The following is a 22,944-nucleotide window of genomic DNA, read 5'->3' as shown; positions in this document are numbered from 1 at the left end:
CGATCTATTCGCGAGTGACAATCTCGACCTTACTGCCGTATTGCGCCATGTCGGCGACAGTAGTGGCACCTGAAACAGGGCGGCATCTGAATAATCCCGTGACCGTTGGTCAACTTGCCGGGGAAGTTTGTGAACAATTGGCTTGTCAGACAAGGGGGTGGCGCAGTATTGACTGCACACGTGATTCCCACATCAGAGGAGAAGGGGATGCAGGCCACACGTTTGACCCTTGTTTGCCACGCCACGACGCCGTATCAGAAACGCGGTCAATTCCCTGTCGACCAGTCTCTGGAGATGGATTGGCAGCAGGTGCCGTTATCGCTGGCCGGGCGTTTCAAGAAAAACCTGCGCCTGCTCTGTGGTCCTGAAGCCCGAACCCGGCAAACGGCAACGTTGTTTGGCAACGGCGCAAAGGTCGATGAAGCCTTGCGCGAGGGTGATTTCGGCAGTTGGCAGGGCCAGGATATTGACGAGGTCGACCGCGACGAGTTGATGACCTGGCTTACCGACAGCACCAGCGCCCCTCATGGTGGCGAATCGGTGCAACAGGTCTGCAAGCGGGTAGGGCAGTGGATGCAAACCCTCGAAGCTAATCCAGGACACGTGGTGGCGGTGACCCATCCCCTCATCATCCGTGCTGCCTTGCTGCACGTCATGCAATGCCCGGTCGCGATGTTCTACCTGATCGACGTGGAGCCGCTGTCATCCACCGAGCTGCGTTTCAACGGTGTCTGGCGCCTGCGCCTGGAAACTCACGCCTCGTAGCCGGAACATGGCAAAATCGCCGCCCCGCATTGAGAACACCTCATGAAGACTTTCCCATGAAGAGCATCCTGATCATCGGCATTGGCGCCGGCAACCCCGACTACATCACCATGCAGGCGGTCAAGGCGCTCAACCGCACCGACGTGTTTTTCCTGATGGACAAGGGCCAGAGCAAGGACAAGCTGATCGACCTGCGTCGGGAAATCTGCGAGACCTATATCACCGATCACGACTACCGCTTTGTCGAGGCGGATTGCCCCGAGCGGGTGCGCGGTGAAATCGACTACACCACCGCTGTGCAGGACCTGAATCGCGACAAGCAGCAGACCTTTGAGCGGATGATCAACGAACAAATGGCCGACGGTGAAGTGGGCGCATTCCTGGCGTGGGGCGACCCGGCGCTGTACGACAGCACCATCCGCATCCTCCAGGCAATCCTCGCCACTGGCCGCTGTGAATTCGAGTTCGAAGTCATCCCCGGCATCACCAGCGTCCAGGCCCTGGCGGCCCAGCACAAAGTGCCGCTGAACCGTATCGGCCGGTCCATCGAGATCACCACCGGCCGCCGGTTGGCGGCGGGGAAGGTCAGTGACGCCGATACGTTGGTGGTGATGCTCGATGCCGAGGACTCCTACCGCACCGTGGCGGATAAGGACCTGGATATCTATTGGGGCGCCTACCTTGGTACGCCGGACGAGATACTCATCAGCGGCAAGGTGGCTGAGGTTGCCGATGAGATTGAGCGTGTGCGCAAGGCGGCGCGCCAGGCCAACGGCTGGATCATGGACACTTATTTGCTGCGCAAGCCTTGAGGTTGATCCCCATGTTCAAACTGATCGTCTTGGCGCTGACGTTGTATGCGGGTGTCGCCCACGCCCAATCTGCCCTGCACACGGATTTGCCGCTGTCGTACCTGGAGCAGACTCAAAGTGATTCACGCAACCAGCCCCTGGTGATTTTTCTCCACGGGTTTGGCAGCAATGAGCAGGACCTTTTCGGTCTCAGGGATGAACTGCCGTCGGCCTGGAGCTACCTGTCAGTTCGAGCACCGGGAACGGTGGATGAGGATGGCTATCGCTGGTTTCGCAAGACGCCCGGCAATGGCGACTACGATGGCGAGACCGTCGATTTGCAGAGCAGCGCACGGCTGATCGAGGACTTTGTCGCCCAGGCCACGGCCAAGTACCACACCCAGAGCGACCGAGTATTCCTGGTGGGGTTCAGCCAGGGAGCGATCATGTCGTACGAGGTGGGCTTACGGCAGCCGCAAATGCTGCGGGGGATCGCGGCGTTGAGTGGCAGCGTGTTGCCGGTGCTCCAGGCTCAGCTCAAGGCTCAGTTCAAGGCCCAGCTCAAGCCGGATGAGCAACTGGGCAAGCTGGCGATTTTTATCGGCCATGGCACGTTGGACCAAGCGTTGCCGTATGCCTCGGCCACGCGGGCCAATGAGGTGTTGTCGGGCCTGGGGCTGAAACCGGAGTTTCATGGTTATCCGGGCATGACCCATACCATCAGTAATGCCCAAGTGCAGGACCTGAAGAACTGGCTCCAAAAGAGCCTGCCCTAAACAAAGCTATACCCGTGGAAAACGGCTTACTTGCCGCCCGTAATCTGCTTCACCAGCACGCCATGACCCTTGGCATCATCGGCCCGGGAAATCGCCTGGATTACCAGCAGGTGATTGCCGGAGCCGGCAAAGAATGTCGAGGTCAGAGTCTTGCCGCCACCCATGGTCGCCGTGCTGTCAACCTGACGCATGCCCAAGCCCTTGAGGACCAGCTTTTTTTCGCCCAGTTTCTTGAAGTCTGGCAGGGTGGCGCTTTGCTCCTTGACGAACCCAGTCACTGCGCCGTCGAGAAATTGCGGGTCGTTGTCCTTGATGGTGATACCGTCATTACGCAGGGTCTCAGCCACGATCACCACGCTTTTGCCCACCTGGTTGGTGTACATCGTGCCGCTGGCGCCAGCGGTGCCGTGGGCTTCATCGCCGGCCGGCAGTGCATCGGCGGTGTAGGCCTTGGGCAGGCTGAAGGTGAATTTGCCGTCCAGGGTGGAGATGGTCTGGCCGGCTGGCTTGTCGGCGGCGAACACTTGGCTGGCGCCCAAGCTTGCGGTCAGCATGAGCGCCAAGAGGGCTGCGGTCTTGGTGAGGGTGGCCATGAAGCTCTCCAGGAAAGAACGAAATTGCGCCGTATTCTGTCAGATATTCGCAATATCGTTCATGTCCATCCTCACGTCTTGTCGGACTCTTCCTCCAACCGATCCATCTCAAACAACCGCGCCAGTTCCGTGCGAGACTCCTGGGCGGACTGCATGACCTTGGCCGCGTCGTCGTACACCGCATGCTGGGCGGCCAGCAGTTGCAGGTCGTGGTTCTTGAAGCGGTTGATCCGCGCATCGGCCTGGTTTTGGCTCAGGCCCAGTCCCACCAGGGTGCGACGACTCATTTCCAGGCTGGAGTAGAACGTCTCGCGCACTGGTGACGCGTCCAGGTCCACCAGGCGATGGACGTGCTGGCGGTTACGGGCGCGGGCGATGATCTTCATGTGCGGGTACAGACTGCGCACCAGTTCGGCGGTCTTGATGTTGATCTCGGGATCATCCATGGCAATCACGAAAAACTCCGCCCGGTCGACCTTGGCCGCATGGAGGATTTCCGGGCGCTGTGGGTCGCCGTAGAATACCGGCATGCCGCCAAAACTGCGGGTCAGCTCGATAGTTTCCACCGAGGTGTCGAGGGCGATAAACGAAATGTTTTGTGCTCGCAGGATACGCGCCACGATCTGCCCCATGCGGCCCATGCCGGCGATCACCACCCGTGGCGCATCGCTCTGGATGGCGCGGTATTCCTCGGGTACTTTGACGGTTTTGCTCTTGGGTTTGAACAGTTTCGGACACAGCAGCAACAGCAACGGGGTCAGGGCCATGGACAGGGTGATGGTCAGCACCAGGATGTCGTAGAGCCGCGGTTCGAACAGGCCCTGGTCGCGGCCGATCTTGAACACCACGAAGGCGAACTCACCGCCTGCGGCCAGCACCACGCCCAGGCGCAGTGCACTTTCGCGATTGAGACCACCCGCCAGTTGGCCGATGCAAAACAGCAGCGGCAGCTTGATGGCGATCAGCAGCAGGGTCAGCCCCAGCACGACGATCGGCGCGCTGAACAACAGGCTGATATTGGCGCCCATGCCGACGCTGATAAAAAACAGCCCCAGCAACAGCCCCTTGAACGGTTCGATCTGGGATTCCAGTTCGTGGCGGTATTCCGAGTCAGCCAGCAAGAGGCCTGCGAGGAACGCACCCAAGGCCATGGACACGCCCACCAGCTCCATCAACCATGCCGTGCCGATCACCACCAGCAGGGCCGTTGCGGTGGACACTTCTCGCAGCCCTGTCTTGGCGACAATGCGAAACACCGGTCGCAACAGATAACGACCGCCAATGATCACCACGACGATGCTGCCCAATACCTGCAAGCCGTGGTTCAGGTCCTGGGCGGCGGTAGTGGTGTGATTGCTGCCAGCGAGCAGCGGCACCATGGCGATCAGCGGGATCGCCGCGATGTCCTGAAACAGCAGAATGGCAAACGCCAGGCGGCCATGGGGTTGGTTCAGTTCCTTGCGTTCGGCCAGGCTTTGCAGGCCGAAGGCAGTGGAGGACAAGGCCAGGCCCAGACCCAGCACAATGGCGCTGTTCCACGACTGGCCAAATACCCACAGCGCTAGCACGCCGATAACCGTCCCGGTGAGCATCACCTGGGCCAGGCCGACGCCGAACACCGCCTTGCGCATCACCCATAAACGTTTGGGCGAAAGCTCCAGGCCAATGATGAACAGCAGCAACACCACCCCTAACTCGGAAAACTGGCTGACACTTTGCGGGTTGCCCACCAGCCCCAGTACCGACGGGCCGATGATCACCCCAGCCAGCAAATAGCCCAGTACCGCGCCCAATTGCAGGCGCTTGGCCAAGGGTACGGTGAGCACTGCGGCGAACAGGAACACCACGGCCGCTTGTAACAGGTTGCCTTCATGGGGCATTGCTTACTCCAGGATCTTTTTCGAATCAACAGAGCGCTATTAGAACGCTTTTTTACATTTTGAAATCTGAATTTTTGCAGAGAAAATACATGGGTAGCCAGTGTTCGCTGGGGACTGTCCTGCTCTGTTATCACTGCAAACACATCGCTGGCATCCTGAAGCACACCCTGGCGACAGTGGTCCGGGGGACTGGGTAGTGATCAGGCTGCGGGCGACGTGCAGGCATGCAGTGCACGAACTGAAAACAATTTGTCGGAAAACCTGGCGGGCCCTATGACGGCTAAAGCAAATAAAGTTATGCCCTTGAGTTTATATTCCTTGGGTGGCATATTTCCATGGGCTGGGATATTGAATACACGGACGAATTCGGTAACTGGTGGGGTGGCTTGGATGCAAAGGCGCAATCCTCGGTATCAGCTAGCGTAGATTTGTTAGGCCTCCTGGGGCCGGGCCTGCGCTTTCCCCACAGCAGCGATATCAAAGGCTCTCGGCATGGCAATCTTCGAGAGTTACGGGTGCAGCATAGGGGGCGACCTTATTGCGTGCTGTATGCGTTCGATCCGCGCCGATGCGCTTTATTGTTGATCGGCGGCGATAAAACCGGACAGCACCGGTGGTACGACGAACACGTCCTTGTGGCGGAAAAGCTGTCTGACGAACATTTGGAAACACTGCGTAAAGAGGGCCGTAATCATGGCTAAAAAATTTGCTGAACTTCAAGCTCGCATGACCCTCGAGGCACGCGCCGACGCCGAGCGGGTTTTCCAGCAGCACTTGAAAGAAATGCCTCTGCATGAACTGCGTAAAGCTCAGCAGATGAGCCAGGAGAGTCTGGCCAAGGTACTGAATATCAACCAAGCGGCCGTTTCAAAAATGGAACGGCGCACCGACATGTACATCAGCACCCTGCGTAACTACATCCGGGCCATGGGTGGCGAGTTGGAGATTGTCGCGACCTTTCCTGACGGTCAGGTAAAGATCGAGAACTTCGCCAGTTGAGTCGTTCAGCGTTACCGGCGTCTCTCAGCATCAGTGGAGGATGCTAGAGAACTGAATATCGGAACAAAATCCCTGATTTAGGGCATGCCTGTCCATGTGTATGGACAGAGGGTTCCTTAACCCACCGAGGTTTTTACATTGCCTCAACCCACCCTTTGCTACTATCGCCCTCCACCGTCATCAGGAGTCACCGCCCCATGCAACACCAGTGGGATGAAATGCACCGCACCCGCAAGCCCACGTTCGTCCTGTGCGGCGAGCCCCAAGGGAAAGTGCTCAATCTCTACGTCCACGGTTACTCGGCCTTCTTCAATCAGCAACAGCTGGGCAACTTCAAGGCGCAACTGGCGACCATCGAAGGCTCGACCAACCTGATGCTGTTCTGGCCGGCGGGGCATTTCCTGGAAAACCTGTTTGCGCCGTTCAAGGACGTCATCGCTTCAATGCTCGGCGGCGGCACCCTGGGCGCGGCGACCATTGGCCTGGGCAAGGCGATTGCCTATTTTCTCGACCACTACAAAAGCGTCGAAGCCCGGGTTGATGAAGTCGCCAAAAGCCTGCTGCCCGAGTTAGCTAACTACCTGCACGGCGAGTCTATCCAGGTGCAGAAAATCAACCTGATTGGCCATTCGCTGGGCGCGCGGTTGTTGGTCAAGAGTTTGTTGGCAAGCCCCGAACTGGCTCGTGAACTGCCGTTGAACAACCTCCTGTTGATGGGCGGTGCGATCTGCACCTCCAGCCCCTGGGACCAGGTGTCGGCGCCGTTGAAGGGCCGGGTGATCAACTGCCACTCCAGCAAGGACTGGGCGCTGGCGCTCAAGCCGGATGCCGAGCGGTGCATCGGCCGTTATGCGATCCCGTTGACCCCGTCCCTCAAGGACAAGGTGGCCAACGTGCACTTGACCACCTTTGATCACGCTGCCTACTGGCCACAATTGAAGACGGTGGTGCAATACACCGACCTGCTGCAGGAGCGCCGGGGCATGATCCGCGCCGATCAGCGTAGTAGCGAGGTGCGGTTTGCCGAGGATGATGTCGACCTGTTCCCGCTGCTGGTGCAGGCGCGGCCGGATGAACTGAAGTTCCTTGCCGAATTAATGGCTCAAAAACACAGTGCGTCCATCGATGTCAGCGTGCGCGAGCCGCTGAAACTGGCCGTGGAGTTGCAACGCATGGGCGGCGACAGCTTTATGAACCTGGCGCGGGGCCATGGCGTCAGCTATCGCGAAATGGCCCAGGACGTGGTCCAGCGCGTGGGGATCAAGTTTGACCAGCCCCTCGACAGCGTGGCGCTCACGGCCCTTGAAGAACGGGTCGCCGAAACCTTGATCGAGCAGTACAAGGACAAGCTCAGCCTGGCCGACCGCAAGGTCTTCGAGGCCGAACTCCAGGCGGCTGCGCAAAAGGAACAGGGTTTTTTCAATCGCTTCGATGTCGGGCGCTCGGCCACCACGGCCTTGAGTGGTACGGCGCTGGCCGGGTTGACCGGCTTTATCCTGCGCCGGGGCGCGGCCACGGCGATTCCGGTGGTGGGGCAGGCGCTGGCGGCGGCGATGTTGTTGGTGAGTGGGGTGCGGGCGTTTTCTGGGCCAGCGTATTCCATCACTACCCTGGCGGTGCTGGTGCTCGGGGTGATTCGTCAGCGCCTGGAGCGCGAGGCGCTGAATCAAGAGATGGACCTGGTGGTAAAGGTGGTGGAGGCGTTTGATCTGCCCAGGGAGACGGTGATGCGTACGGTCTCGTCTGACTGATAAACTGCGCCCTTGTTCTGTGTGTTTACCGGGTACCCCGCGTGAAATTTAGCTTGCCGAAAATCGCTACTGCTCCGTTCTGCCCCCCGGAAGTCGCCGGCTCCATTGCAGTCGATCCCAGTGCCTCATTTTTCAAACGGTTGCTGAAATTCGCTGGCCCCGGCTTGCTGATCTCCATCGGCTACATGGACCCGGGTAACTGGGCGACGGCCATCGAGGCCGGCTCACGCTATGGTTACAACCTGTTGTTCGTGGTGTTGCTGGCCAGTTTGGCCGGGATGGCGGTGCAGTGTTTGTGTTCGCGGTTGGGTATCGCCACCGGCAAGGACCTGGCGCAGCTGTGCCGTGAGCGCTACAGCAAACGCTCGGCGCGCACGCAATGGGTATTGGCGGAAATCTCGATCATCGCCACCGACCTCGCCGAAGTCCTGGGCTGCGCCTTGGCTTTTCACTTGCTGCTGGGGGTTTCCCTGACCACCGGCATCGTCATCACTGCCTTCGATACGCTGCTGATCCTGGCTCTGCAAAACCGTGGTTTCCGCCGCCTGGAAGCAATCATGCTGGCACTGGTGGCGACCATTGGCGTGTGTTTCTTTATCGAACTAGTGCTGATCAAACCCTACTGGCCGGACGTGCTCCGTGGCTTTACGCCGTCGCTGTCGGCCATCAGCGATGCCGCGCCGCTGTACCTGGCCATCGGCATTCTAGGGGCGACGGTGATGCCCCATAACCTGTATTTGCACACCTCCATCGTGCAAACTCGGTTGTTCGGCAAGGATTTAGCCAGCCGCCAGGACGCGGTCAAGCTGGCGCGCATCGACACCATTGGTTCCCTGGCCCTGGCCTTGTTGGTCAACGCGGCGATTCTGGTGCTGGCGGCAGCTGCCTTCCACCAGACCGGCCACACCGAGGTCGTGGAAATTCAGGACGCCTACCACCTGCTGGACCCACTGGTGGGCGGCGCCTTCGCTAGTATCCTGTTCGGCATTGCCTTGCTGGCGTCCGGGCAAAGCTCCACCTTTACCGGCACCATCGCCGGCCAGGTGATCATGGAGGGCTACCTCAACCTGCGGATTCCCTGCTGGCAGCGGCGCCTGATCACCCGTGGGCTGGCGCTGATTCCTGCATTCCTCGGGGTGTGGCTGATGGGGGACGATGCCATTGGCAAGTTGCTGATCCTCAGTCAAGTGGTGTTGAGCCTGCAGTTGCCGTTTGCCTTGTACCCGTTGATTCGCATGACTGGCGACAAACAGCTGATGGGACCGTTCGTCAATCGCCTGCCCACAAAGCTGTTGGCCTGGACCCTATTTGCGGTGATCAGCGGCGCCAATGCCTGGTTGATCGGGCAATGGCTGTTCTAATCAGCGATCCCAGTACGGTACCGGCCCGAAGCATTCGACGAAGTAGTCGATCACCGTACGAACCTTCACCGACAGGCGTCGGCTTCCGGGCCACAGTGCAGCAATCTGTTGCGGCTCCAGGGTCGTGGCCACTTCATAGTCAGTCAGCACAGCCTGCAAGGTCCCGGCACGCAGGCCTTCGCCGATCAACCACGACGGAAATACCACTAGGCCCAGGCCTTGCTCGGCGGCGTGGGTCAGGGTATCGGCGTGGTTGCCGGTGATCGGGCCCTTGACGCTGTAGGGCGTCCAGTCGCCCTGGTCGCGGCGAAAGAACCAGCGCTGCTGGCCGGTGACGCCTTTGTAGGCCAGGCATTGGTGGTTCACCAGTTCATCGGGGTGTTGTGGCGTACCGTATTGCGCCAGATAGGCAGGGCTGGCGGCGATGCGGAAACGCTGCGGGGCGAAAATGCGCGCCTGCATGCCGGAATCGTTGAGTACGCCGATGCGAAACAGCAGGTCTGTACCGCCTTGCAGCGGGTCGACGTAGGTGTCGGTCTGCTGGATATCCAGTTGCAGCTTGGGATAGCGCCGGCACAGCTCACCCAACCATGGCGAGAGGTGCCGCTGGCCGAACACCATCGGCGCGTTGATCCGCACCAGGCCGCTGGGCTCGCTTTCCTGTTCCTGCAAGGCCTGTCCGGCTTCTTCCAGTTGCTCCAGCACCAAGCGTGCGTGATGGCCCAGCAAACGCCCGGCCTCGGTGGGGCTGACGGCACGAGTGTGGCGATACAGCAATTGTTGGCCCAGGGCCTGTTCCATCAACTGGATTTGCCGGGAGATGGAGGAGGGCGCCAAGCCCTCACGGCGGGCGACTTCGGAGAAACTGCCGTAGTCCAGTACCGCGACAAACAGGCGAAGCGCCTTGAAACTCAACTCGCTCAAACCCTGCATAATGACTCCGTTCTGTGCGAAATACGCAAAGGTGTTGTCGGCATGATCCCATTTATCGCAAGGCACTGCCACCGGATAATGCACGCCATCGCTCCTCTCTAATGCGCAGGTGTTCTATGCAAACTTCCTCTCTTGACGGTGCGGGCCTGGCTCAAGCCAAGCCGAAAACCTTTCTTCGGCTACTGTTACTGCCGCTGGTGATTTTCGCCGGCATGGGCTTGTCGGTGGAAGCCGGTTTGCTGGGGCCGTTGGGCGTGCAGGTCGGGCACTTGTGGGCGACCTTGAGTATTTTCGGCGTAGGCTCCGCGATTCTGTTTTTGCTATTGCTGTTCAGTGGCCCGCAAAAAGGCCCGGCCCTCACCGATCTGCCGCGCTGGCAGTTGATCGGCGGCTTCCTGGGCCCGATGTACGTGGTGGTGCTGACCCTGGCCACGCCGCATATCGGCATTGCCATGACCATGATCGCGATTCTCTCCGGCCAAGTGGGCAAGAGTGTGTTGATCGACCACTTCGGCTGGTTCGGCACCACGCGCAAACGGGTCAACGGTGAGCGCTGGATTGCGCTGCTGTTGATTGTGGCGGCACTTGTTTTGATTGCACGGGGTTAAGACGATGAATCTGATTGTGTTGTTGGTATTGGTGGTGGCCGCAGGTGCGGTGTTGAGTGTGCAGGCGGCGATCAATGGTCGGCTGGGGCAGACGGTGGGTGTATTGCGCAGCAGTCTGCTGACCTTTGTGGTCGGGGCGATCAGCACCGGCCTGCTGGTTCTGTTCTTTGAGCCGGCTCACGCGGTTAGCCTGTTGGATGTGCCGAAATGGCAACTGACCGGGGCGTTGTTTGGGGTGGTGTACATGATGGTCATGGTCGGTGCTGTACCGATTGTTGGCACCGCGGTGGCGACTGTGGCGGTGATCGTTGGGCAATTGGGCATGGGCATGCTGATCGACAATTTTGGCTGGCTCGGCAACCCGGCCATCGAACTGTCCGGCAGCCGGATTGTGGCGATGCTCTGCCTGGCGCTGGCCCTGGTGTTCATGTATCGCAGCAGTACCCGCGCCGATTAACGACTTTGAACCAACGGTGGTGTCGGGCAGTCACTGCTTAAGGTGTCGGCGTTCGCCGCACCGGGACGACCATGACGAAGGAGTCTGATCATGCAAGAAAAAACCTGTGCCTGCCCTCACTGCAACTGCCTGGTGGGGCAAACGGCGGTGATGAAAGAAGGTAAGAGTTATTGCTGCCAGGGCTGTGCCGATCATCATGCCCATGGTGAGCCGTGTGCTTCGTCTACGGGGTGTGAGTGTGCCAAGTCGGCGCATGGCTAAATGTGAAACGCTTGTAGGGGCGAGCGGCCCCTACAGGGTTATTGCGGTTCCAGTGCCAGTCTAGGCTGTGCCTCCCTGACAGGTTCAAGAGCGCGCGCCCGAGCGGCGCCATTGCACATTTTCGATGCCAAATTTCTCGGCCTGGGGCTGGCTGGTCTTTTTCACCTGTTCCCGGGCAAATCGGCCGATGCGGCCTATGCCGGCATCGCAGCTTGCCCAATGCCAGGCTTCTGCGGTGTCGAGTTTTTCCAGGCGAATAATGAAAGACTTGGGCGTGCCATGCAGCGTGTAGTCGATCACGAAAAAATTTGCGTTGTTCATGGACCTGTTGACCCTCCTTGTGTCTTTAAGTGATCACTCAGAGCGGTAAAAATTCATTCGGATTGTCGACTACGGTTATTTCCTTAGAAAGAAAACTGCATGGCCTGGGGCTGTGGGTGTTTGTCTGGTCATGGAAACGATGCGCAAATAAAGGTCATCAAGACAGTTGCTCCCACAGCAAGAGGGATTTACACCTCGGGAACACCGTTCTCCCACGCCGACCAGTTCTTCAGAATCGCCTGCACCAACGGGTTGCCGGTGCGGTACAGGTTCTCCAACGCTGGCACGAACCCGCCCTGGTCCGCGTACTTCAGCAGGTTGTCGACTTCGCTGTAACCCGGATACGGCCGGTCGAAATCGGAGCCTGCGCGTACCACGGCCAGGCGCTGGATATCCACCAGACCTTCACGACTGGCCCGCAGCAGCGCTTCGTAGGTGGAGTTGTCTTCCTGCTGGGTGGTGCAGTAAACGCCTTTGTTGTCGGTAAGCAACTGGGTCCAGACTTCGGCGCGTTCGCTCAGGCGTGTGCCGGAAAACCAGGTATTACCGGCCAGGGTGTCACACTGGGTGACCTGAGGCGGCTGGTTGGCCGGGGCGTACGGATAGTGTTTGCGCCATGCGGTGGACTCCTTGCTTTCACTGAGTTCGACCTTTTGCGACAGGGTAAATGCCTTGGCCTGAAGTTTCTGGTTCAGCTCGAATACTTCGGTCTTGTAGTCCAGCGGCGGTTTCTCATTCGGGCCTTTGGTGTTGATACCGATATAACCGGTCGGCCAGTCCTTGGGCGCATCCCGGGAATCGATTTCCCACTGGGTGCCGAACTCCACCAGGTAGTGGGCCCAGGCTGCGGTGCCGATGGTGCCGTGGTGCGGGTTGATGCCGGCAATCCCGGCGATCAGGAAATAGCTCTGGCGCAGGTCGAACTTGGGTGACAACGCCAGGGCCAGGGTGGAGGCGGCGGCGTTGGTTTGGCCCATGCCGGTCACCAGCAGGCACACGTCCTGGGTGTTGCAGCGGATTGCCGGGTACTCGGCCGACAGGCCCGGCACGCGGACTTCCTGCTTGAGTTCCAGGCGATCAATCCAGTGCTGTGCCTCGGGGGCAAACATGGTGATCAGCATCACTTTGGGTTTGATCGGTGCAGGCTGTGCAGCGAAGGTGTTGGAGGCTATCAGTGTGCCGAAGACCAAACCAACGGCTACAGAAAGACGAGTCACTACGTGCATAAAATCCCCCTACGAAATGAATGATGAACGGCTTCCAACATGCCGCTCAAAACTGATAACCGACCCCGGCGTAGTAACCCCAGCCGTTGGAGCGGGCGCGGAAGTTGCCGTCGCCGAAATTCAGCTCGCTGCCGTCCTGCCAGTTGCCGCCGTTATGAAAATAACGGCCCACCAGGGTGAAGCGCAGGTGCGTGAAGGAATACAACAGTACATTGGTTGCAACCAGGGAGTTGGCAGTGCGCGCCGGGTTGTCCTTGTGCAAATCCGAGCCGAAATCGTAGTTGGTGAAACCGATATAGGTCAGCGAAGCGCCGTTGTCGAAGCTGCCGATGGGCACGATGAATTTCATTTGGGCGCGGTAGCCGTCCCAGGAGTATTCATTGCTGGCGCCGTAGTTTTCCCACTGGTAACGCCCGTAGAAGTTGGCCGACAGGTTGACCCGCGAGTGGGTGTCGATGTCGGTGCCCAGGCCGCTATATAACGTGTTGGCGCGGTTGGCCTTGTTGCTGCCGTGGTCGTAGACCCAGTCGAAGGCCACGTACCATTCCTTGAACGGCCCTACGGCCAGGCTGCGGCCGGCTAGGTAATCGATGGAGATGCGCGGTTCGTGTTCCATGAACACTGGCGAGCCATGGTCCCAGACGCCTTTGTCATTGCTGTTACCAATACCGAAGATCTTTGGCACATCTATATAACCGTATAGCTCGAACGGCCCCTTGCGGCCGAAGTACTCGTACTCCAGGTAAATGTCATCGGCAGGCTTGGGGCCGAAGCTGATGTCTTTGCTGCCAATGATCGTCAGGTCTTGGTTGAACCAGTCGGAGAGGTAAGGGCCGTCTTTCTTCGGGGCCGCCGCCGCGCTCAGGGTTTCGCCTTGTGCTGAATCATCGGCGAATTTTTCCTGCCCCAAAGTGGGGCCGCTGAGTACTCCCGTAACGGCTGCCAGTAGCAGAGAAACACCAGAGATTGTGGCGGACGCGGGGCGTCTGGAAGTCGATTGCATTGAAAATCCCTGTTCGTGTGCGGTTTAGACCCGGCTGGCCGGGAAAGGGCGAACGTGCCGGTAATTTGCCGTCAAGTCCGATCCGCAAACGTTTGCATAGGCTGTACCAACTTTGGTCAATGGTTTGAAACGGATAGAAAAATGTCGAATTAGCCGACCTTTTGGTCAGAAACGTGACTTAGCGTTTATGGCATCCTGTCGGGCAATGAACAGAGAGCCCGCGATGCTGAAAATCGCCCATACGCCTGAAGAAAAACTCGGTGGTCTGCTGCAATGGGTGGTGGCCCACGCCGGGTTGTCGGCAGCCTGGTTCCTGGAGGATGAGGAGCGGGATCGGGCGGATGTAAGCCTGCAAGTTGCACGACTGGCGCAACAGGCATTGGCTCAATGGGCCTTGGTAAACGGCAATGCCTGATCACCGTTGCGAGTGAACAGATACATCGCCGTCTCCCGGCGGTACTCGCTGGGCGTCTGGTCCATTTCGATGCGGAAATGCCGATTGAAGTTGGACAGGTTGGCGTAGCCCACTTCAAAGCAGATGTCGGCGACGGACATCTCGGTTTGCAGCAGCAACCGGCAGGCGCGCTGGACCCTGAACTTGCGCATCAGGTCGATAAAACCGTGGCCGGTGATGCGCTTGAAGAACCGCGAGAAGCCCGGTTCGCTCATGTCTAGGCGCTGGGCGATCACCGACAGGCGCACGTCACCGGTCAACTCGCTCATCAGATAGTCGAAAGCCTTGTTGATACGCTCTGAGCTGCGGGCATCCAGGGTTGGTGCGTAGCAGGTGCTGGCCAGGGCATGTACCTCCAGCGCCGGCGCCTTGATCAGGGTGTCGAGCAATTGCAGAAACAGGATCAAGCGCTTGAGCCCCAGGGCCGGGCCGATCTGTTCAAGCAGTTCGGCGGCCTGGAGGGCGGTGGCCCCGGTGAACTCCAGGCCACGACGGGCCAGGTCGAACATGTGCTGCAGGTCGCCCAGCTCCGGTAACGTCTTGCCCAGGGCGAGCAGGGCGGCACCGTCGAACTGCAGCACCACGTCGCGCCCGTGCAGATGTTCGCCGGGGGCCAGGTCGCCGATCCAGTCATGGGGCAGGTCTGGCCCGATCAGCGCCACGTGGCCTGCACCAAAGGCGCCGATATAGTCGCCTGCCACCAGCTTGCCGCTGCCCTGGCGAATCAAGTGGATTTCGAATTCAGGGTGGTGATTCCAGCGCGCCAGCGCGTAGGGATAGTCATGTTCGTACCAGCGAAAGCCATGCTCGGCCTCGGGGAGAATGACCTCTAGTTCGGCGGGGCGCTGCTCGAACAAGGCTGCGCGGCTGTCTGGCATGTCTTGGCCCCTTAATGGGTTCTTGGAATACGATCAAAGTACGCCCTTTTCCTGGTAGGCGGCTACCTGGTGTTTTGCTTGCCACTGATACTTTTTTGACCCTGTAAGCGACAGTTAAAAAAGTACCAGTCGTGCATCCGCCATTCGTTTGTTCGGGCCTCTCCAAGCTGCTGTAATCGAGTGGTCAAAAACAAAAACAATAGCTCCCGTCGCCAATGGCGCGGGTGGAGAGCACCATGACCCCTATCCCGAAGAGGCTTTTGCTGGTGACCGGCCTGTGTGTGGCGATGGCCAGCCATGCGGCAGAAACGGTGACCATCGCCACGGTCAACAACAGCGACATGATCCGCATGCAGCGGCTTTCAAAAGTGTTTGAACAGCAGCATCCCGAGGTGAAACTCAACTGGGTGGTGCTGGAAGAAAACGTTCTGCGCCAACGCCTGACCACCGATATCGCCACCCAGGGCGGCCAATTCGACGTGCTCACCATAGGCACTTACTAAACCCCGCTGTGGGCTGCCAAACACTGGCTGGAACCGCTCACCCAACTGCCTGCCGACTACGACGTGCAAGACATCTTCCCGGCGGCGCTCACCGGGCAGATGTCAGTGGATCAGGCACTTGCCGCTGCACAGTCCACCACCGAGCGCGAGATGAAACGCGCCGGTTATCCGAAATAGCCCTTAATGGATGAGCACCCAATGAAACGACTGGAAGGTAAAAGCGCCCTGGTCACCGGCTCCGCACGCGGTATCGGCCGATCCTTTGCCCAGGCCTATATCAATGAGGGCGCTACTGTCGCCATCGCTGACATCAACCTGCAGCGAGCCCAGGCTACGGCGTTAGAGCTGGGCCCCAACGCTTACGCGATAGAGATGGACGTGACCCGCCAGGTCTCCATAGATGCCGCGATTGCCGCCGTAGTGGTACAGACCGGCAAACTCGACATCCTGATCAACAACGCTGCGCTGTTCGATTTGGCGCCGATCACCGACATCACCCGCGAGAGCTTCGACCGGCTGTTTTCCATCAATGTCGCCGGTACGCTTTTTACCTTGCAAGCCGCCGCTCGACAGATGATCAGCCAGGGCCACGGCGGCAAGATCATCAACATGGCCAGCCAGGCCGGGCGCCGGGGCGAGGCGTTGGTGGCGGTGTACTGCGCCACCAAGGCGGCGGTAATCAGCTTGACTCAATCGGCGGGGCTGAACCTGATCAAGCACGGGATCAACGTGAATGCCATCGCACCGGGTGTAGTGGATGGCGAGCATTGGGATGGGGTCGATGCCATGTTCGCCAGGCATGAGGGCCGGCCTTTGGGCGAGAAGAAACGACTGGTGGGACAAGAGGTGCCGTTTGGGCGCATGGGCACGGCTGAGGATTTGACGGGGATGGCGATTTTCCTGGCGTCGAAGGACAGCGAGTATGTGGTGGCGCAGACTTATAACGTCGATGGTGGGAATTGGCTGAGCTAAAGGGTCAAGCAATGAGTTGCCGGTGGTCGGTGGCGATCAAATACTCCTGGGTTCGATGCTGTGAGCGTATGGTGAGTTGAGTTTTCCCCTACTTATTGATTGGAGTTCTGTCGTGGCCAAAGCATCCTCTGCAATTGAAATCCCGGTGTCGGCCGAGCAGGTCTGGCAATTGGTTGGCGGTTTCAACTCGCTGCCCGACTGGCTGCCCTTGATCGCCAAAAGCGAACCGAGTGAAGGTGGTCGCTTGCGCCACCTGCAAGCCGTCGATGGTGGCGTGGTGGTTGAACGTCTGCAGGCCTTTGATGAAGCAGCGCGCACCTACAGCTACTCCATCAGCGAGTCGCCGTTTCCGGTGGGTGAGTACCTGGCGACTTTGCGCGTTGAGGCGCTGACGGACAGCACCGCGAAAGTGACCTGGTCCGGGGTGTTTACCCCGGTAGCTGGGGTGACGGATGCGGCGGTGGAGGAGTTGTTTTCCGGTGTTTACAGCGGTGGGCTTGAGGCCTTGCGGGCTAACTTTCCGGCCTGAGAATGTGGGGGGGCGGTGGTGCGACTGGGTTGGGTTGGGTGCATATCCGTTATTTTGGTCAGGGCGGATTAGGGTTACGCCCTTACGGCGTGTCACTTTGCAAAAGCGGCAAAGTAACCAAAGCGCTCTTGCCCCACCACTTGGTGCCTCGCTGTGGCTCGGCATGCCTTCTCTGCGGCATTGCTCCGTGGGCCGCCGCGATGGGCCATCCTTGGCCCAGCGCGGCTAAACCGGCGTCCTGCCGGTTTACCCACGGCTCAATACCTGCGTTCAGCCATCGTGGTTAACGGGGCGCCTTAGATCAAGATCAAAAGCACGGCGGCCTGGTAGCCGACCTGAGTGGTGAGAAGCAAAAGCGGATCTACTGTCCACTGTAGGAGCGAGCTTGCTCGCGATGGTCGTTAACGATAACGCTGGCTTTCTGAATCACCGCGGTGCCCTCAGGTTCTTCGCGAGTAAGCCCGGCTTGTTCTTCAGGCCTCGGGCATTAACTGCTGCCGACACTCCAGCACCAGCCGCGCACCGCCACGTTCGCTGGTGCCCACTTCCAGCTTGAAACCATGCAGATTGATGATCGCCGCCACAATCGACAGGCCCAAGCCAAACCCGCCTTGCTGACTGCTTTCATCGACTCGGTAAAAACGCTGGAACACCGCTGCTCGTTCCGCCTCCGGGATGCCGGGGCCGGAGTCGAGGACTTCGATTCGCGTGCTGCCGGCATCGTTGACCGCCCGCAAAATCACTTCGCCGCCCGGCGGAGTGAATTTGATCGAGTTGCTCAACAAGTTGGCCAGGGCCTCGAACAGCAGCGCCCGGTCGCCCGTGATCCACGGCAGCGACTCGGGAGTTTCCAGCAGCAAGTCCATCTGGCCTTCTTCGGCCAGGGGCAGGTAAAAATCGTGGAGTTCCTGCAGCAAGGGCAGGGGGTCGAGGACCAGGAAGCCGGAACGGCGCTGATGGTCTTCCAGTTCGGAAATGCGCAGCAAACCACGAAAACGTGCCATCAGCGTGTCGGTTTCACTGATCACTTCATCCAGTTGCAAGGCATGAGCCGAGCCTTCGTCGGCCTGTTGCTTGATCCGGTATAACTGCGCCCGCAGCCGGGTCAGCGGGGTGCGCAGGTCGTGGGCGATGTTGTCGCACACACCCTTGACCTCGTTCATCAGCTTTTCGATGCGGTCGAGCATGGCGTTGACGATGGCGGCCAGCATGTCCAGCTCGTCGCGGCGGTTGGACAGGGGCAGGCGATGGGTCAGGTCGCCGGCGACAATTGCCTCGGCGCTGGCCTGGATTGCGCGAATGCGCCGCAGCGGCCGCCGGCGCAACAAGTGCCAGCCGGCAGCGCCGGGAATGATGGTCAGGGAAATACCCCACAGCAAGGCATGCAGAATGATCCGGGTCACGCCGAACAGCGAGCCGTTATCGCGCACCAGGATCAGCCAGCGGCCATCCTGGGTGTGGGTCGCCACGGCGTCGCAACTGTCCTGGGGCAGTTTCGGGTCGTCGGAATCGATGCAATTGGCCAGGGCGTGGATGTGCCCGTCCAGGGGCAAGTCAGGCGGGATCTGTCGGATCGGGCCGCTCAGGGGCTTATATTGCTCATCGAACAGGCCGTAGGCGTCGATGCCCTTCATGTCGAAGGTCATGCTGGTGGTCAGGGCTTCCACCAGTTGCTCGCCCTCAAAGCGCTGGAACAGGTGCTGGCGCTGCATCAACGAATGGCGCGAGAGGTTGCTCAGGTAGCCGGAGACTTCGTAGTACAGCACCCCCATGAGGATGCAGCTCCAGGCCACGAACAACGTGCTGTACAGCGCCAGCAAGCGGCTGCTGGAAGAACGCCAGCCTTTAGAGGGGTTCAGCAATGACATAACCCGAACCTCGCACCGTGCGGATTAACGGCGTAAGGCCCGGCGGATCGATTTTCTTGCGCAGGCGGCCAATGTGCACGTCGATCAGGTTGGTGCCAGGGTCGAAGTGATAACCCCAGACTTCCTCGAAAATCATCATCCGCGAGAGGATTTGCCCGGTGTTGCGCATCAAAAATTCCAGCAGCTTGTATTCGGTGGGCAACAGGCTCAGGGGCTGGTCGGCGCGGCTGGCTTCGCGGCTGATCAGGTTCAGCTCCAGGTCTGCCACCCGAAGGGCGGTTTCGAATTCCTTGACGGTGTTCTTGCGGCGCAGCAGCACTTCGACCCGCGCGGCCATCTCGTCGGAGGCGAAGGGTTTGGTCAGGTAATCATCGCCACCGGCCCGCAGGCCGCGCACCCGCTCATCGACATCGGAGAGTGCGCTGATCATCAGGATCGGCGTCGACACACCGATGGTACGCAAGGTGGTGACGATGGCCAGGCCGTCCAGCTCGGGGAGCATGCGGTCGAGGGTGATCAGGTCGTAATCGCCGCTGACGGCCCGGACCAGGCCTTCGCGGCCGTTGTCTACCCAGTCTACTTCCAGTCCATGGCTACTCAGCTCGGCGACGATCTCGCGGGCCGTTACGGCGTCGTCTTCGATGGTCAAAATACGGGTCATAAGGAGTACCTGGTGAACAATTCACACTGAAGTCGGGGCATTTTGCCAAGAAATGATAGCCGGCTTCCTAAATAAAAATTCATGTTGGTAAAAGCAACACGATTTTCCTGATGATTGTTCCCACTCTGAGCAAGGAACCCCGCCATGGCCCGTTAGCCGTCCCGCAAGGCAGGGTCAGTCGTCAAACCCAACCTGCTCATGAATCTCATCGACCTTCAACTCCAGCCGATACGCCACGGCAATAAACAACGCCTGGCATAGGCACAACGTTGCACTCAATGACCTGAACGCAAACGACGACCCTTCATTGACCAGCAACACCGCATTCGCCCGCTTGGCCAGGGGTGAGAGGTTGCTGTCGGTGATGATCAAGGTCTTGGCCTGATGATGCTGGGCAATGCGCAGGCAATGCTGCGTTTCCTTGCCATAGGGCGTGAAGCTGATGGCAATCACCAGGTCATTGGCCCGCACGCTGCGCATCTGTTCGCGGTAGCTGCCGCCCAGGCCGGACACCAGATGGATGCGCTTGTTGGTGTGCTGCAGGTTGTAGACCAGGTAGTCGGCGACGGCAAAGGAGCGCCGCACGCCGACCACATAGATATTGTCGGCATTGACCACCAGGTCCACGGCCTTGTCGAAGGCCACATCATCGAGTTCAAGGCCCAAGCGTTCGATACCCGACAACGTGGCGTTGACACATTCGCGAGCCAGGTCGCCGCCGCTGGCTTTCTGCGACTTGTTGGCGATCATGCTGCGGATGCGCTGCTGGTAGTTCTGTACCGGGGTGGTCTTGTGGGTGTAGGCCTCGCGGAACAACGCCTGCATCTCACTGAAGCCACTGAAACCGAAGCGCTGGGAAAACCGCACGATGGCCGAAGGGTGGACTTCGCATTCCCGGGCGATGTCGCTGATGCGGTCGACCATGATCCGGTCGCTTTGCTGGCTCATGTAGCTGGCAATGCGCTTGAGCTGGCGCGGCAAGCTCTCGTATTCGTCGGTGATCAGCTGCAACAGGCGCTCGGCATTGATCGGGGGGCTGGCGAGCGCTTCTTCTGGGGCGCTCTCTGGGTTAGCCGGCTGATCGGTGCGGGGCATAGGGAATCCTTCTGGCTTGTGCTTACGGGGAATGAGGCCGCCCCAGACAATAGGTCGATGGGCGCAAGTCTACAGGGTGGGCGTAAAAAAATACCCCGCATCATGGCGTGTGGCCGTTGCTGAAACGATGCACTGTTACTGGATCAGTTCTATGATGGCGTATTGGAAAATATATTCCATAAAAAATATTTATAGAATAATTATTGATTGGTGCTGTCAGACGTTCTAGTCTGCATCCACCAAGAGCGTTTGCCGCCGCCACGACGACAGACGCAGGCTGATAAAAATAACAGGAGCCAGCATGGGCCAGACTCGTTTTGCCAGTGGGCGTCAATTGGATCTGATTTGCCTCGGACGCCTGGGCGTCGACCTCTACGCCCAACAAGTGGGCGCGCGGTTGGAGGACGTCACAAGCTTCGCCAAGTACCTGGGCGGTTCCTCCGCCAATATTGCGTTCGGTACCGCACGGTTGGGGCTCAAGTCTGCGATGTTGAGCCGGGTGGGGGACGACCACATGGGCCGCTTCCTGGTGGAGTCCCTGGCCCGTGAAGGCTGCGATGTCAGCGGTATCAAGGTCGATCCGCAACGCTTGACCGCCATGGTCTTGCTGGGGCTCAAGGACCGCGAAACATTCCCGCTGGTGTTCTACCGCGAGAACTGCGCCGACATGGCCCTGTGCGGCGAAGACATCAGCGAGGCCTTCATTGCCTCCAGCAAAGCGCTGCTGATCACCGGCACTCACTTCTCCACTGACGGCGTGTACCAGGCCAGTATCCAGGCCCTGGACTACGCCGAAAAACACAACGTCAAGCGTGTGCTGGACATCGACTACCGCCCGGTTCTCTGGGGGCTGGCCGGCAAGGCTGACGGTGAAACCCGCTTTGTCGCCGACCAGAACGTCAGCCAGCATGTGCAAAAAATCCTCCCGCGTTTTGACCTGATCGTCGGCACCGAAGAAGAATTCCTGATTGCCGGCGGCAGCGAAGACTTGCTGACGGCGTTGCGCACCGTGCGCCGCCTGACGCCGGCAACCCTGGTGGTCAAGCTCGGCCCGCAAGGTTGCACGGTGATTCACGGCGACATTCCGGCGCGCCTGGAAGACGGTGCGATCTACCCCGGCGTAAGCGTCGAAGTGCTTAACGTGCTGGGCGCCGGTGATGCCTTTATGTCGGGCTTCCTCAGCGGTTGGCTCGAAGACGCCAGCGACGAGCGCTGCTGCCAGTTGGCCAATGCCTGCGGCGGCCTGGTGGTCTCCCGCCATGCCTGCGCGCCTGCCATGCCGACTCGCGCCGAACTCGACTACCTCTTTAACAGCCCAGTGCCGATTACCCGGCCCGATCAGGACGCGGTGTTGCAACGCCTGCATCAGGTCAGCGTGCCGCGCAAAGCCTGGAAGCAGCTGTTCGTGTTCGCCTTCGACCATCGCTGGCAATTGGTGGAACTGGCGCAGAAGGGTGGACAGGACCCCGCGCGGATCAGCGCCATCAAGCAACTGTTTATCAAGGCGGTGGAGCGGGTTGAAAGCAAACTGCGCGAGCAAGGCATCGACGCTGATGTAGGCCTGCTGGCTGACCAGCGCTTCGGCCAGGACGCCCTCAACGCCGCCACCGGTCGCGGCTGGTGGGTTGCGCGACCGGTGGAAGTCCAGGGCTCGCGGCCGCTGGCTTTCGAACATGGGCGTTCCATTGGCAGCAATCTGATTGCCTGGCCCCATGAGCAAATCATCAAGTGCCTGGTGCAGTTTCACCCCGACGACGAACCGTTGTTGCGCCTGGATCAGGAAGCGCAACTCAAGGGCCTGTACCAGGCCTCGCAAGTCAGCGGCCATGAACTGCTGCTGGAAATCATCCCCCCCAAGGATCATCCGTCCGTTCATCCCGACGTGCTCTACCGCAGCCTCAAGCGCCTGTACAACCTGGGCATCTACCCGGCCTGGTGGAAGATCGAGGCGCAGTCTGCCGAGGACTGGAAAAAGCTCGACGAGCTGATTCAGGAGCGCGATCCCTACTGCCGGGGCGTGGTGCTGTTGGGGTTGAACGCCTCAGCCGAATGCCTGGCGGATGGCTTTCAAAAGGCCAGCCAGAGCCAAACCTGCTGTGGTTTTGCCGTGGGCCGCACGATCTTCCAGGAGCCGAGCCGGGCGTGGATGGCGGGGGAGATTGATGATGAGACATTGATCCGGCAGGTGCAGGGCACGTTCGAACAGTTGATCAATGCTTGGCGTAGTTCCCGCGGTTAATTGATTTCAACTGTAGGAGC

The 22,944-nt window shown here is 59.5% G+C and carries 24 protein-coding genes and 1 pseudogene; 15 read left to right on the top strand and 10 right to left on the bottom strand.

Going from position 1 to position 22,944, the window contains the following annotated elements:
• Positions 1–207: 207 nt before the first annotated feature.
• From AAEZ06_RS14510 to AAEZ06_RS14500, 3 genes are read left to right on the top strand one after another with little or no spacing between them, the layout of a single operon-like run.
• Positions 208–765, top strand: a complete 558-nt coding sequence (locus AAEZ06_RS14510; protein WP_350614916.1) for a histidine phosphatase family protein — start codon at positions 208–210, stop codon at positions 763–765.
• A gap of 56 nt (positions 766–821) precedes the next feature.
• The gene (cobF, locus tag AAEZ06_RS14505; RefSeq protein ID WP_149413655.1) at positions 822–1,577 is read left to right on the top strand and encodes a precorrin-6A synthase (deacetylating); all 756 of its coding nucleotides are present in this window, start codon (positions 822–824) and stop codon (positions 1,575–1,577) included.
• Positions 1,578–1,588: 11 nt separating this feature from the next.
• A complete protein-coding gene (locus tag AAEZ06_RS14500; RefSeq protein WP_149413654.1) occupies positions 1,589–2,332 on the top strand; it encodes an alpha/beta hydrolase in 744 nt (247 codons plus the stop codon).
• Between the two features lie 26 nt (positions 2,333–2,358).
• On the opposite strand, the gene AAEZ06_RS14495 is transcribed toward AAEZ06_RS14500, so the two are convergent.
• Both AAEZ06_RS14495 and AAEZ06_RS14490 read right to left on the bottom strand, forming a co-directional pair.
• Complete coding sequence (locus AAEZ06_RS14495; RefSeq protein ID WP_149413653.1) at positions 2,359–2,925, bottom strand: DcrB/PsbP domain-containing protein; 567 nt, start codon at positions 2,923–2,925, stop codon at positions 2,359–2,361.
• Positions 2,926–2,996: 71 nt separating this feature from the next.
• A complete protein-coding gene (locus AAEZ06_RS14490; protein ID WP_149413652.1) occupies positions 2,997–4,805 on the bottom strand; it encodes a monovalent cation:proton antiporter-2 (CPA2) family protein in 1,809 nt (602 codons plus the stop codon).
• 335 nt (positions 4,806–5,140) lie between these two features.
• Between AAEZ06_RS14490 and AAEZ06_RS14485 the strand changes: the two genes are divergently transcribed.
• The 4 genes from AAEZ06_RS14485 (at position 5,141) to AAEZ06_RS14470 (ending at position 8,916) form a co-directional block, all read left to right on the top strand.
• The gene (locus AAEZ06_RS14485; RefSeq protein ID WP_350614913.1) at positions 5,141–5,506 is read left to right on the top strand and encodes a type II toxin-antitoxin system RelE/ParE family toxin; all 366 of its coding nucleotides are present in this window, start codon (positions 5,141–5,143) and stop codon (positions 5,504–5,506) included.
• Complete coding sequence (locus AAEZ06_RS14480; RefSeq protein WP_149413650.1) at positions 5,499–5,804, top strand: helix-turn-helix domain-containing protein; 306 nt, start codon at positions 5,499–5,501, stop codon at positions 5,802–5,804. Before AAEZ06_RS14485 ends, AAEZ06_RS14480 begins: the two co-directional genes overlap by 8 nt.
• Before the next feature lie 197 nt (positions 5,805–6,001).
• Entirely contained in the window at positions 6,002–7,555 is a 1,554-nt protein-coding gene (locus AAEZ06_RS14475) for a DUF726 domain-containing protein (protein WP_149413649.1), read from the top strand.
• 41 nt (positions 7,556–7,596) lie between these two features.
• Positions 7,597–8,916, top strand: coding sequence for an Nramp family divalent metal transporter (locus AAEZ06_RS14470; RefSeq protein ID WP_149413648.1), 1,320 nt, complete (start codon positions 7,597–7,599; stop codon positions 8,914–8,916).
• Here AAEZ06_RS14470 and AAEZ06_RS14465 read toward each other — a convergent pair whose 3' ends face one another.
• Positions 8,917–9,849, bottom strand: a complete 933-nt coding sequence (locus AAEZ06_RS14465; RefSeq protein ID WP_149413647.1) for a LysR family transcriptional regulator — start codon at positions 9,847–9,849, stop codon at positions 8,917–8,919.
• Between the two features lie 116 nt (positions 9,850–9,965).
• Between AAEZ06_RS14465 and AAEZ06_RS14460 the strand changes: the two genes are divergently transcribed.
• The 3 genes from AAEZ06_RS14460 to AAEZ06_RS14450 all read left to right on the top strand — a co-directional run bounded on the left by AAEZ06_RS14460 (position 9,966) and on the right by AAEZ06_RS14450 (position 11,175).
• The gene (locus AAEZ06_RS14460) at positions 9,966–10,457 is read left to right on the top strand and encodes a DMT family transporter (RefSeq protein WP_133101181.1); all 492 of its coding nucleotides are present in this window, start codon (positions 9,966–9,968) and stop codon (positions 10,455–10,457) included.
• A gap of 4 nt (positions 10,458–10,461) precedes the next feature.
• Positions 10,462–10,914 carry a DMT family transporter gene (locus AAEZ06_RS14455; RefSeq protein WP_133101180.1) on the top strand — a complete coding sequence of 151 codons (453 nt, stop codon included), beginning with the start codon at positions 10,462–10,464 and terminating at the stop codon, positions 10,912–10,914.
• Between the two features lie 90 nt (positions 10,915–11,004).
• Complete coding sequence (locus tag AAEZ06_RS14450; RefSeq protein WP_149413646.1) at positions 11,005–11,175, top strand: metallothionein; 171 nt, start codon at positions 11,005–11,007, stop codon at positions 11,173–11,175.
• 84 nt (positions 11,176–11,259) lie between these two features.
• On the opposite strand, the gene AAEZ06_RS14445 is transcribed toward AAEZ06_RS14450, so the two are convergent.
• From AAEZ06_RS14445 to AAEZ06_RS14435, 3 genes are all read right to left on the bottom strand, one after another.
• On the bottom strand, positions 11,260–11,496 hold the full coding sequence (locus AAEZ06_RS14445; protein WP_149413645.1) for a DUF6555 family protein: 237 nt from the start codon (positions 11,494–11,496) through the stop codon (positions 11,260–11,262).
• A gap of 188 nt (positions 11,497–11,684) precedes the next feature.
• Positions 11,685–12,722, bottom strand: a complete 1,038-nt coding sequence (locus AAEZ06_RS14440) for a purine-nucleoside phosphorylase (protein ID WP_350614908.1) — start codon at positions 12,720–12,722, stop codon at positions 11,685–11,687.
• Between the two features lie 46 nt (positions 12,723–12,768).
• Positions 12,769–13,725: a nucleoside-specific channel-forming protein Tsx gene (locus tag AAEZ06_RS14435; protein ID WP_350614906.1), complete on the bottom strand. Its 957-nt coding sequence runs from the start codon at positions 13,723–13,725 to the stop codon at positions 12,769–12,771.
• 223 nt (positions 13,726–13,948) lie between these two features.
• Here AAEZ06_RS14435 and AAEZ06_RS14430 point away from each other — a divergent pair, with 223 nt between their 5' ends.
• Complete coding sequence (locus tag AAEZ06_RS14430) at positions 13,949–14,140, top strand: hypothetical protein (protein WP_149413642.1); 192 nt, start codon at positions 13,949–13,951, stop codon at positions 14,138–14,140.
• On the opposite strand, the gene AAEZ06_RS14425 is transcribed toward AAEZ06_RS14430, so the two are convergent.
• On the bottom strand, positions 14,110–15,057 hold the full coding sequence (locus AAEZ06_RS14425; protein WP_149413641.1) for an AraC family transcriptional regulator: 948 nt from the start codon (positions 15,055–15,057) through the stop codon (positions 14,110–14,112). The two genes, AAEZ06_RS14430 and AAEZ06_RS14425, sit on opposite strands and share 31 nt — an antisense overlap.
• Positions 15,058–15,293: 236 nt before the next feature.
• Between AAEZ06_RS14425 and AAEZ06_RS14420 the strand changes: the two are divergent.
• The 3 genes and pseudogenes from AAEZ06_RS14420 to AAEZ06_RS14410 all read left to right on the top strand — a co-directional run.
• Positions 15,294–15,686: pseudogene (locus AAEZ06_RS14420) on the top strand (extracellular solute-binding protein); the annotation flags it as partial.
• Positions 15,687–15,758: 72 nt separating this feature from the next.
• Positions 15,759–16,532: an L-iditol 2-dehydrogenase gene (locus AAEZ06_RS14415; RefSeq protein ID WP_149413640.1), complete on the top strand. Its 774-nt coding sequence runs from the start codon at positions 15,759–15,761 to the stop codon at positions 16,530–16,532.
• Between the two features lie 112 nt (positions 16,533–16,644).
• The gene (locus AAEZ06_RS14410; protein WP_149413639.1) at positions 16,645–17,061 is read left to right on the top strand and encodes an SRPBCC family protein; all 417 of its coding nucleotides are present in this window, start codon (positions 16,645–16,647) and stop codon (positions 17,059–17,061) included.
• 473 nt (positions 17,062–17,534) lie between these two features.
• On the opposite strand, the gene AAEZ06_RS14405 is transcribed toward AAEZ06_RS14410, so the two are convergent.
• The 3 genes from AAEZ06_RS14405 to AAEZ06_RS14395 form a co-directional block, all read right to left on the bottom strand.
• On the bottom strand, positions 17,535–18,929 hold the full coding sequence (locus tag AAEZ06_RS14405) for a sensor histidine kinase (protein WP_350614903.1): 1,395 nt from the start codon (positions 18,927–18,929) through the stop codon (positions 17,535–17,537).
• The gene (locus AAEZ06_RS14400) at positions 18,907–19,590 is read right to left on the bottom strand and encodes a response regulator transcription factor (RefSeq protein ID WP_133101168.1); all 684 of its coding nucleotides are present in this window, start codon (positions 19,588–19,590) and stop codon (positions 18,907–18,909) included. Before AAEZ06_RS14400 ends, AAEZ06_RS14405 begins: the two co-directional genes overlap by 23 nt.
• A 174-nt stretch (positions 19,591–19,764) precedes the next feature.
• Positions 19,765–20,685 carry a MurR/RpiR family transcriptional regulator gene (locus AAEZ06_RS14395; protein WP_149412715.1) on the bottom strand — a complete coding sequence of 307 codons (921 nt, stop codon included), beginning with the start codon at positions 20,683–20,685 and terminating at the stop codon, positions 19,765–19,767.
• A gap of 301 nt (positions 20,686–20,986) precedes the next feature.
• Here AAEZ06_RS14395 and AAEZ06_RS14390 point away from each other — a divergent pair, with 301 nt between their 5' ends.
• A complete protein-coding gene (locus AAEZ06_RS14390; RefSeq protein WP_350614900.1) occupies positions 20,987–22,924 on the top strand; it encodes a bifunctional 5-dehydro-2-deoxygluconokinase/5-dehydro-2-deoxyphosphogluconate aldolase in 1,938 nt (645 codons plus the stop codon).
• Positions 22,925–22,944: the final 20 nt, after the last annotated feature.

Source organism: Pseudomonas sp. HY7a-MNA-CIBAN-0227 (assembly GCF_040310325.1).
GTDB lineage: Bacteria > Pseudomonadota > Gammaproteobacteria > Pseudomonadales > Pseudomonadaceae > Aquipseudomonas.
This window is presented reverse-complemented; position numbering and strand designations above follow the sequence as displayed.

Excerpts from the sequence above, each read along its gene's own strand:
- AAEZ06_RS14485 (WP_350614913.1), top strand. The coding sequence starts at position 5,141 with ATGGGCTGGGATATTGAATACACGGACGAATTCGGTAACTGGTGGGGT.
- AAEZ06_RS14415 (WP_149413640.1), top strand. The coding sequence starts at position 15,759 with ATGAAACGACTGGAAGGTAAAAGCGCCCTGGTCACCGGCTCCGCACGC.
- AAEZ06_RS14510 (WP_350614916.1), top strand. The coding sequence starts at position 208 with ATGCAGGCCACACGTTTGACCCTTGTTTGCCACGCCACGACGCCGTAT.
- AAEZ06_RS14495 (WP_149413653.1), bottom strand. The coding sequence starts at position 2,925 with ATGGCCACCCTCACCAAGACCGCAGCCCTCTTGGCGCTCATGCTGACC.
- AAEZ06_RS14465 (WP_149413647.1), bottom strand. The coding sequence starts at position 9,849 with ATGCAGGGTTTGAGCGAGTTGAGTTTCAAGGCGCTTCGCCTGTTTGTC.
- AAEZ06_RS14405 (WP_350614903.1), bottom strand. The coding sequence starts at position 18,929 with ATGTCATTGCTGAACCCCTCTAAAGGCTGGCGTTCTTCCAGCAGCCGC.
- AAEZ06_RS14395 (WP_149412715.1), bottom strand. The coding sequence starts at position 20,685 with ATGCCCCGCACCGATCAGCCGGCTAACCCAGAGAGCGCCCCAGAAGAA.
- AAEZ06_RS14450 (WP_149413646.1), top strand. The coding sequence starts at position 11,005 with ATGCAAGAAAAAACCTGTGCCTGCCCTCACTGCAACTGCCTGGTGGGG.
- AAEZ06_RS14455 (WP_133101180.1), top strand. The coding sequence starts at position 10,462 with ATGAATCTGATTGTGTTGTTGGTATTGGTGGTGGCCGCAGGTGCGGTG.
- AAEZ06_RS14425 (WP_149413641.1), bottom strand. The coding sequence starts at position 15,057 with ATGCCAGACAGCCGCGCAGCCTTGTTCGAGCAGCGCCCCGCCGAACTA.
- AAEZ06_RS14400 (WP_133101168.1), bottom strand. The coding sequence starts at position 19,590 with ATGACCCGTATTTTGACCATCGAAGACGACGCCGTAACGGCCCGCGAG.
- cobF (WP_149413655.1), top strand. The coding sequence starts at position 822 with ATGAAGAGCATCCTGATCATCGGCATTGGCGCCGGCAACCCCGACTAC.
- AAEZ06_RS14440 (WP_350614908.1), bottom strand. The coding sequence starts at position 12,722 with ATGCACGTAGTGACTCGTCTTTCTGTAGCCGTTGGTTTGGTCTTCGGC.
- AAEZ06_RS14480 (WP_149413650.1), top strand. The coding sequence starts at position 5,499 with ATGGCTAAAAAATTTGCTGAACTTCAAGCTCGCATGACCCTCGAGGCA.
- AAEZ06_RS14475 (WP_149413649.1), top strand. The coding sequence starts at position 6,002 with ATGCAACACCAGTGGGATGAAATGCACCGCACCCGCAAGCCCACGTTC.
- AAEZ06_RS14430 (WP_149413642.1), top strand. The coding sequence starts at position 13,949 with ATGCTGAAAATCGCCCATACGCCTGAAGAAAAACTCGGTGGTCTGCTG.
- AAEZ06_RS14500 (WP_149413654.1), top strand. The coding sequence starts at position 1,589 with ATGTTCAAACTGATCGTCTTGGCGCTGACGTTGTATGCGGGTGTCGCC.
- AAEZ06_RS14490 (WP_149413652.1), bottom strand. The coding sequence starts at position 4,805 with ATGCCCCATGAAGGCAACCTGTTACAAGCGGCCGTGGTGTTCCTGTTC.
- AAEZ06_RS14390 (WP_350614900.1), top strand. The coding sequence starts at position 20,987 with ATGGGCCAGACTCGTTTTGCCAGTGGGCGTCAATTGGATCTGATTTGC.
- AAEZ06_RS14435 (WP_350614906.1), bottom strand. The coding sequence starts at position 13,725 with ATGCAATCGACTTCCAGACGCCCCGCGTCCGCCACAATCTCTGGTGTT.
- AAEZ06_RS14460 (WP_133101181.1), top strand. The coding sequence starts at position 9,966 with ATGCAAACTTCCTCTCTTGACGGTGCGGGCCTGGCTCAAGCCAAGCCG.
- AAEZ06_RS14445 (WP_149413645.1), bottom strand. The coding sequence starts at position 11,496 with ATGAACAACGCAAATTTTTTCGTGATCGACTACACGCTGCATGGCACG.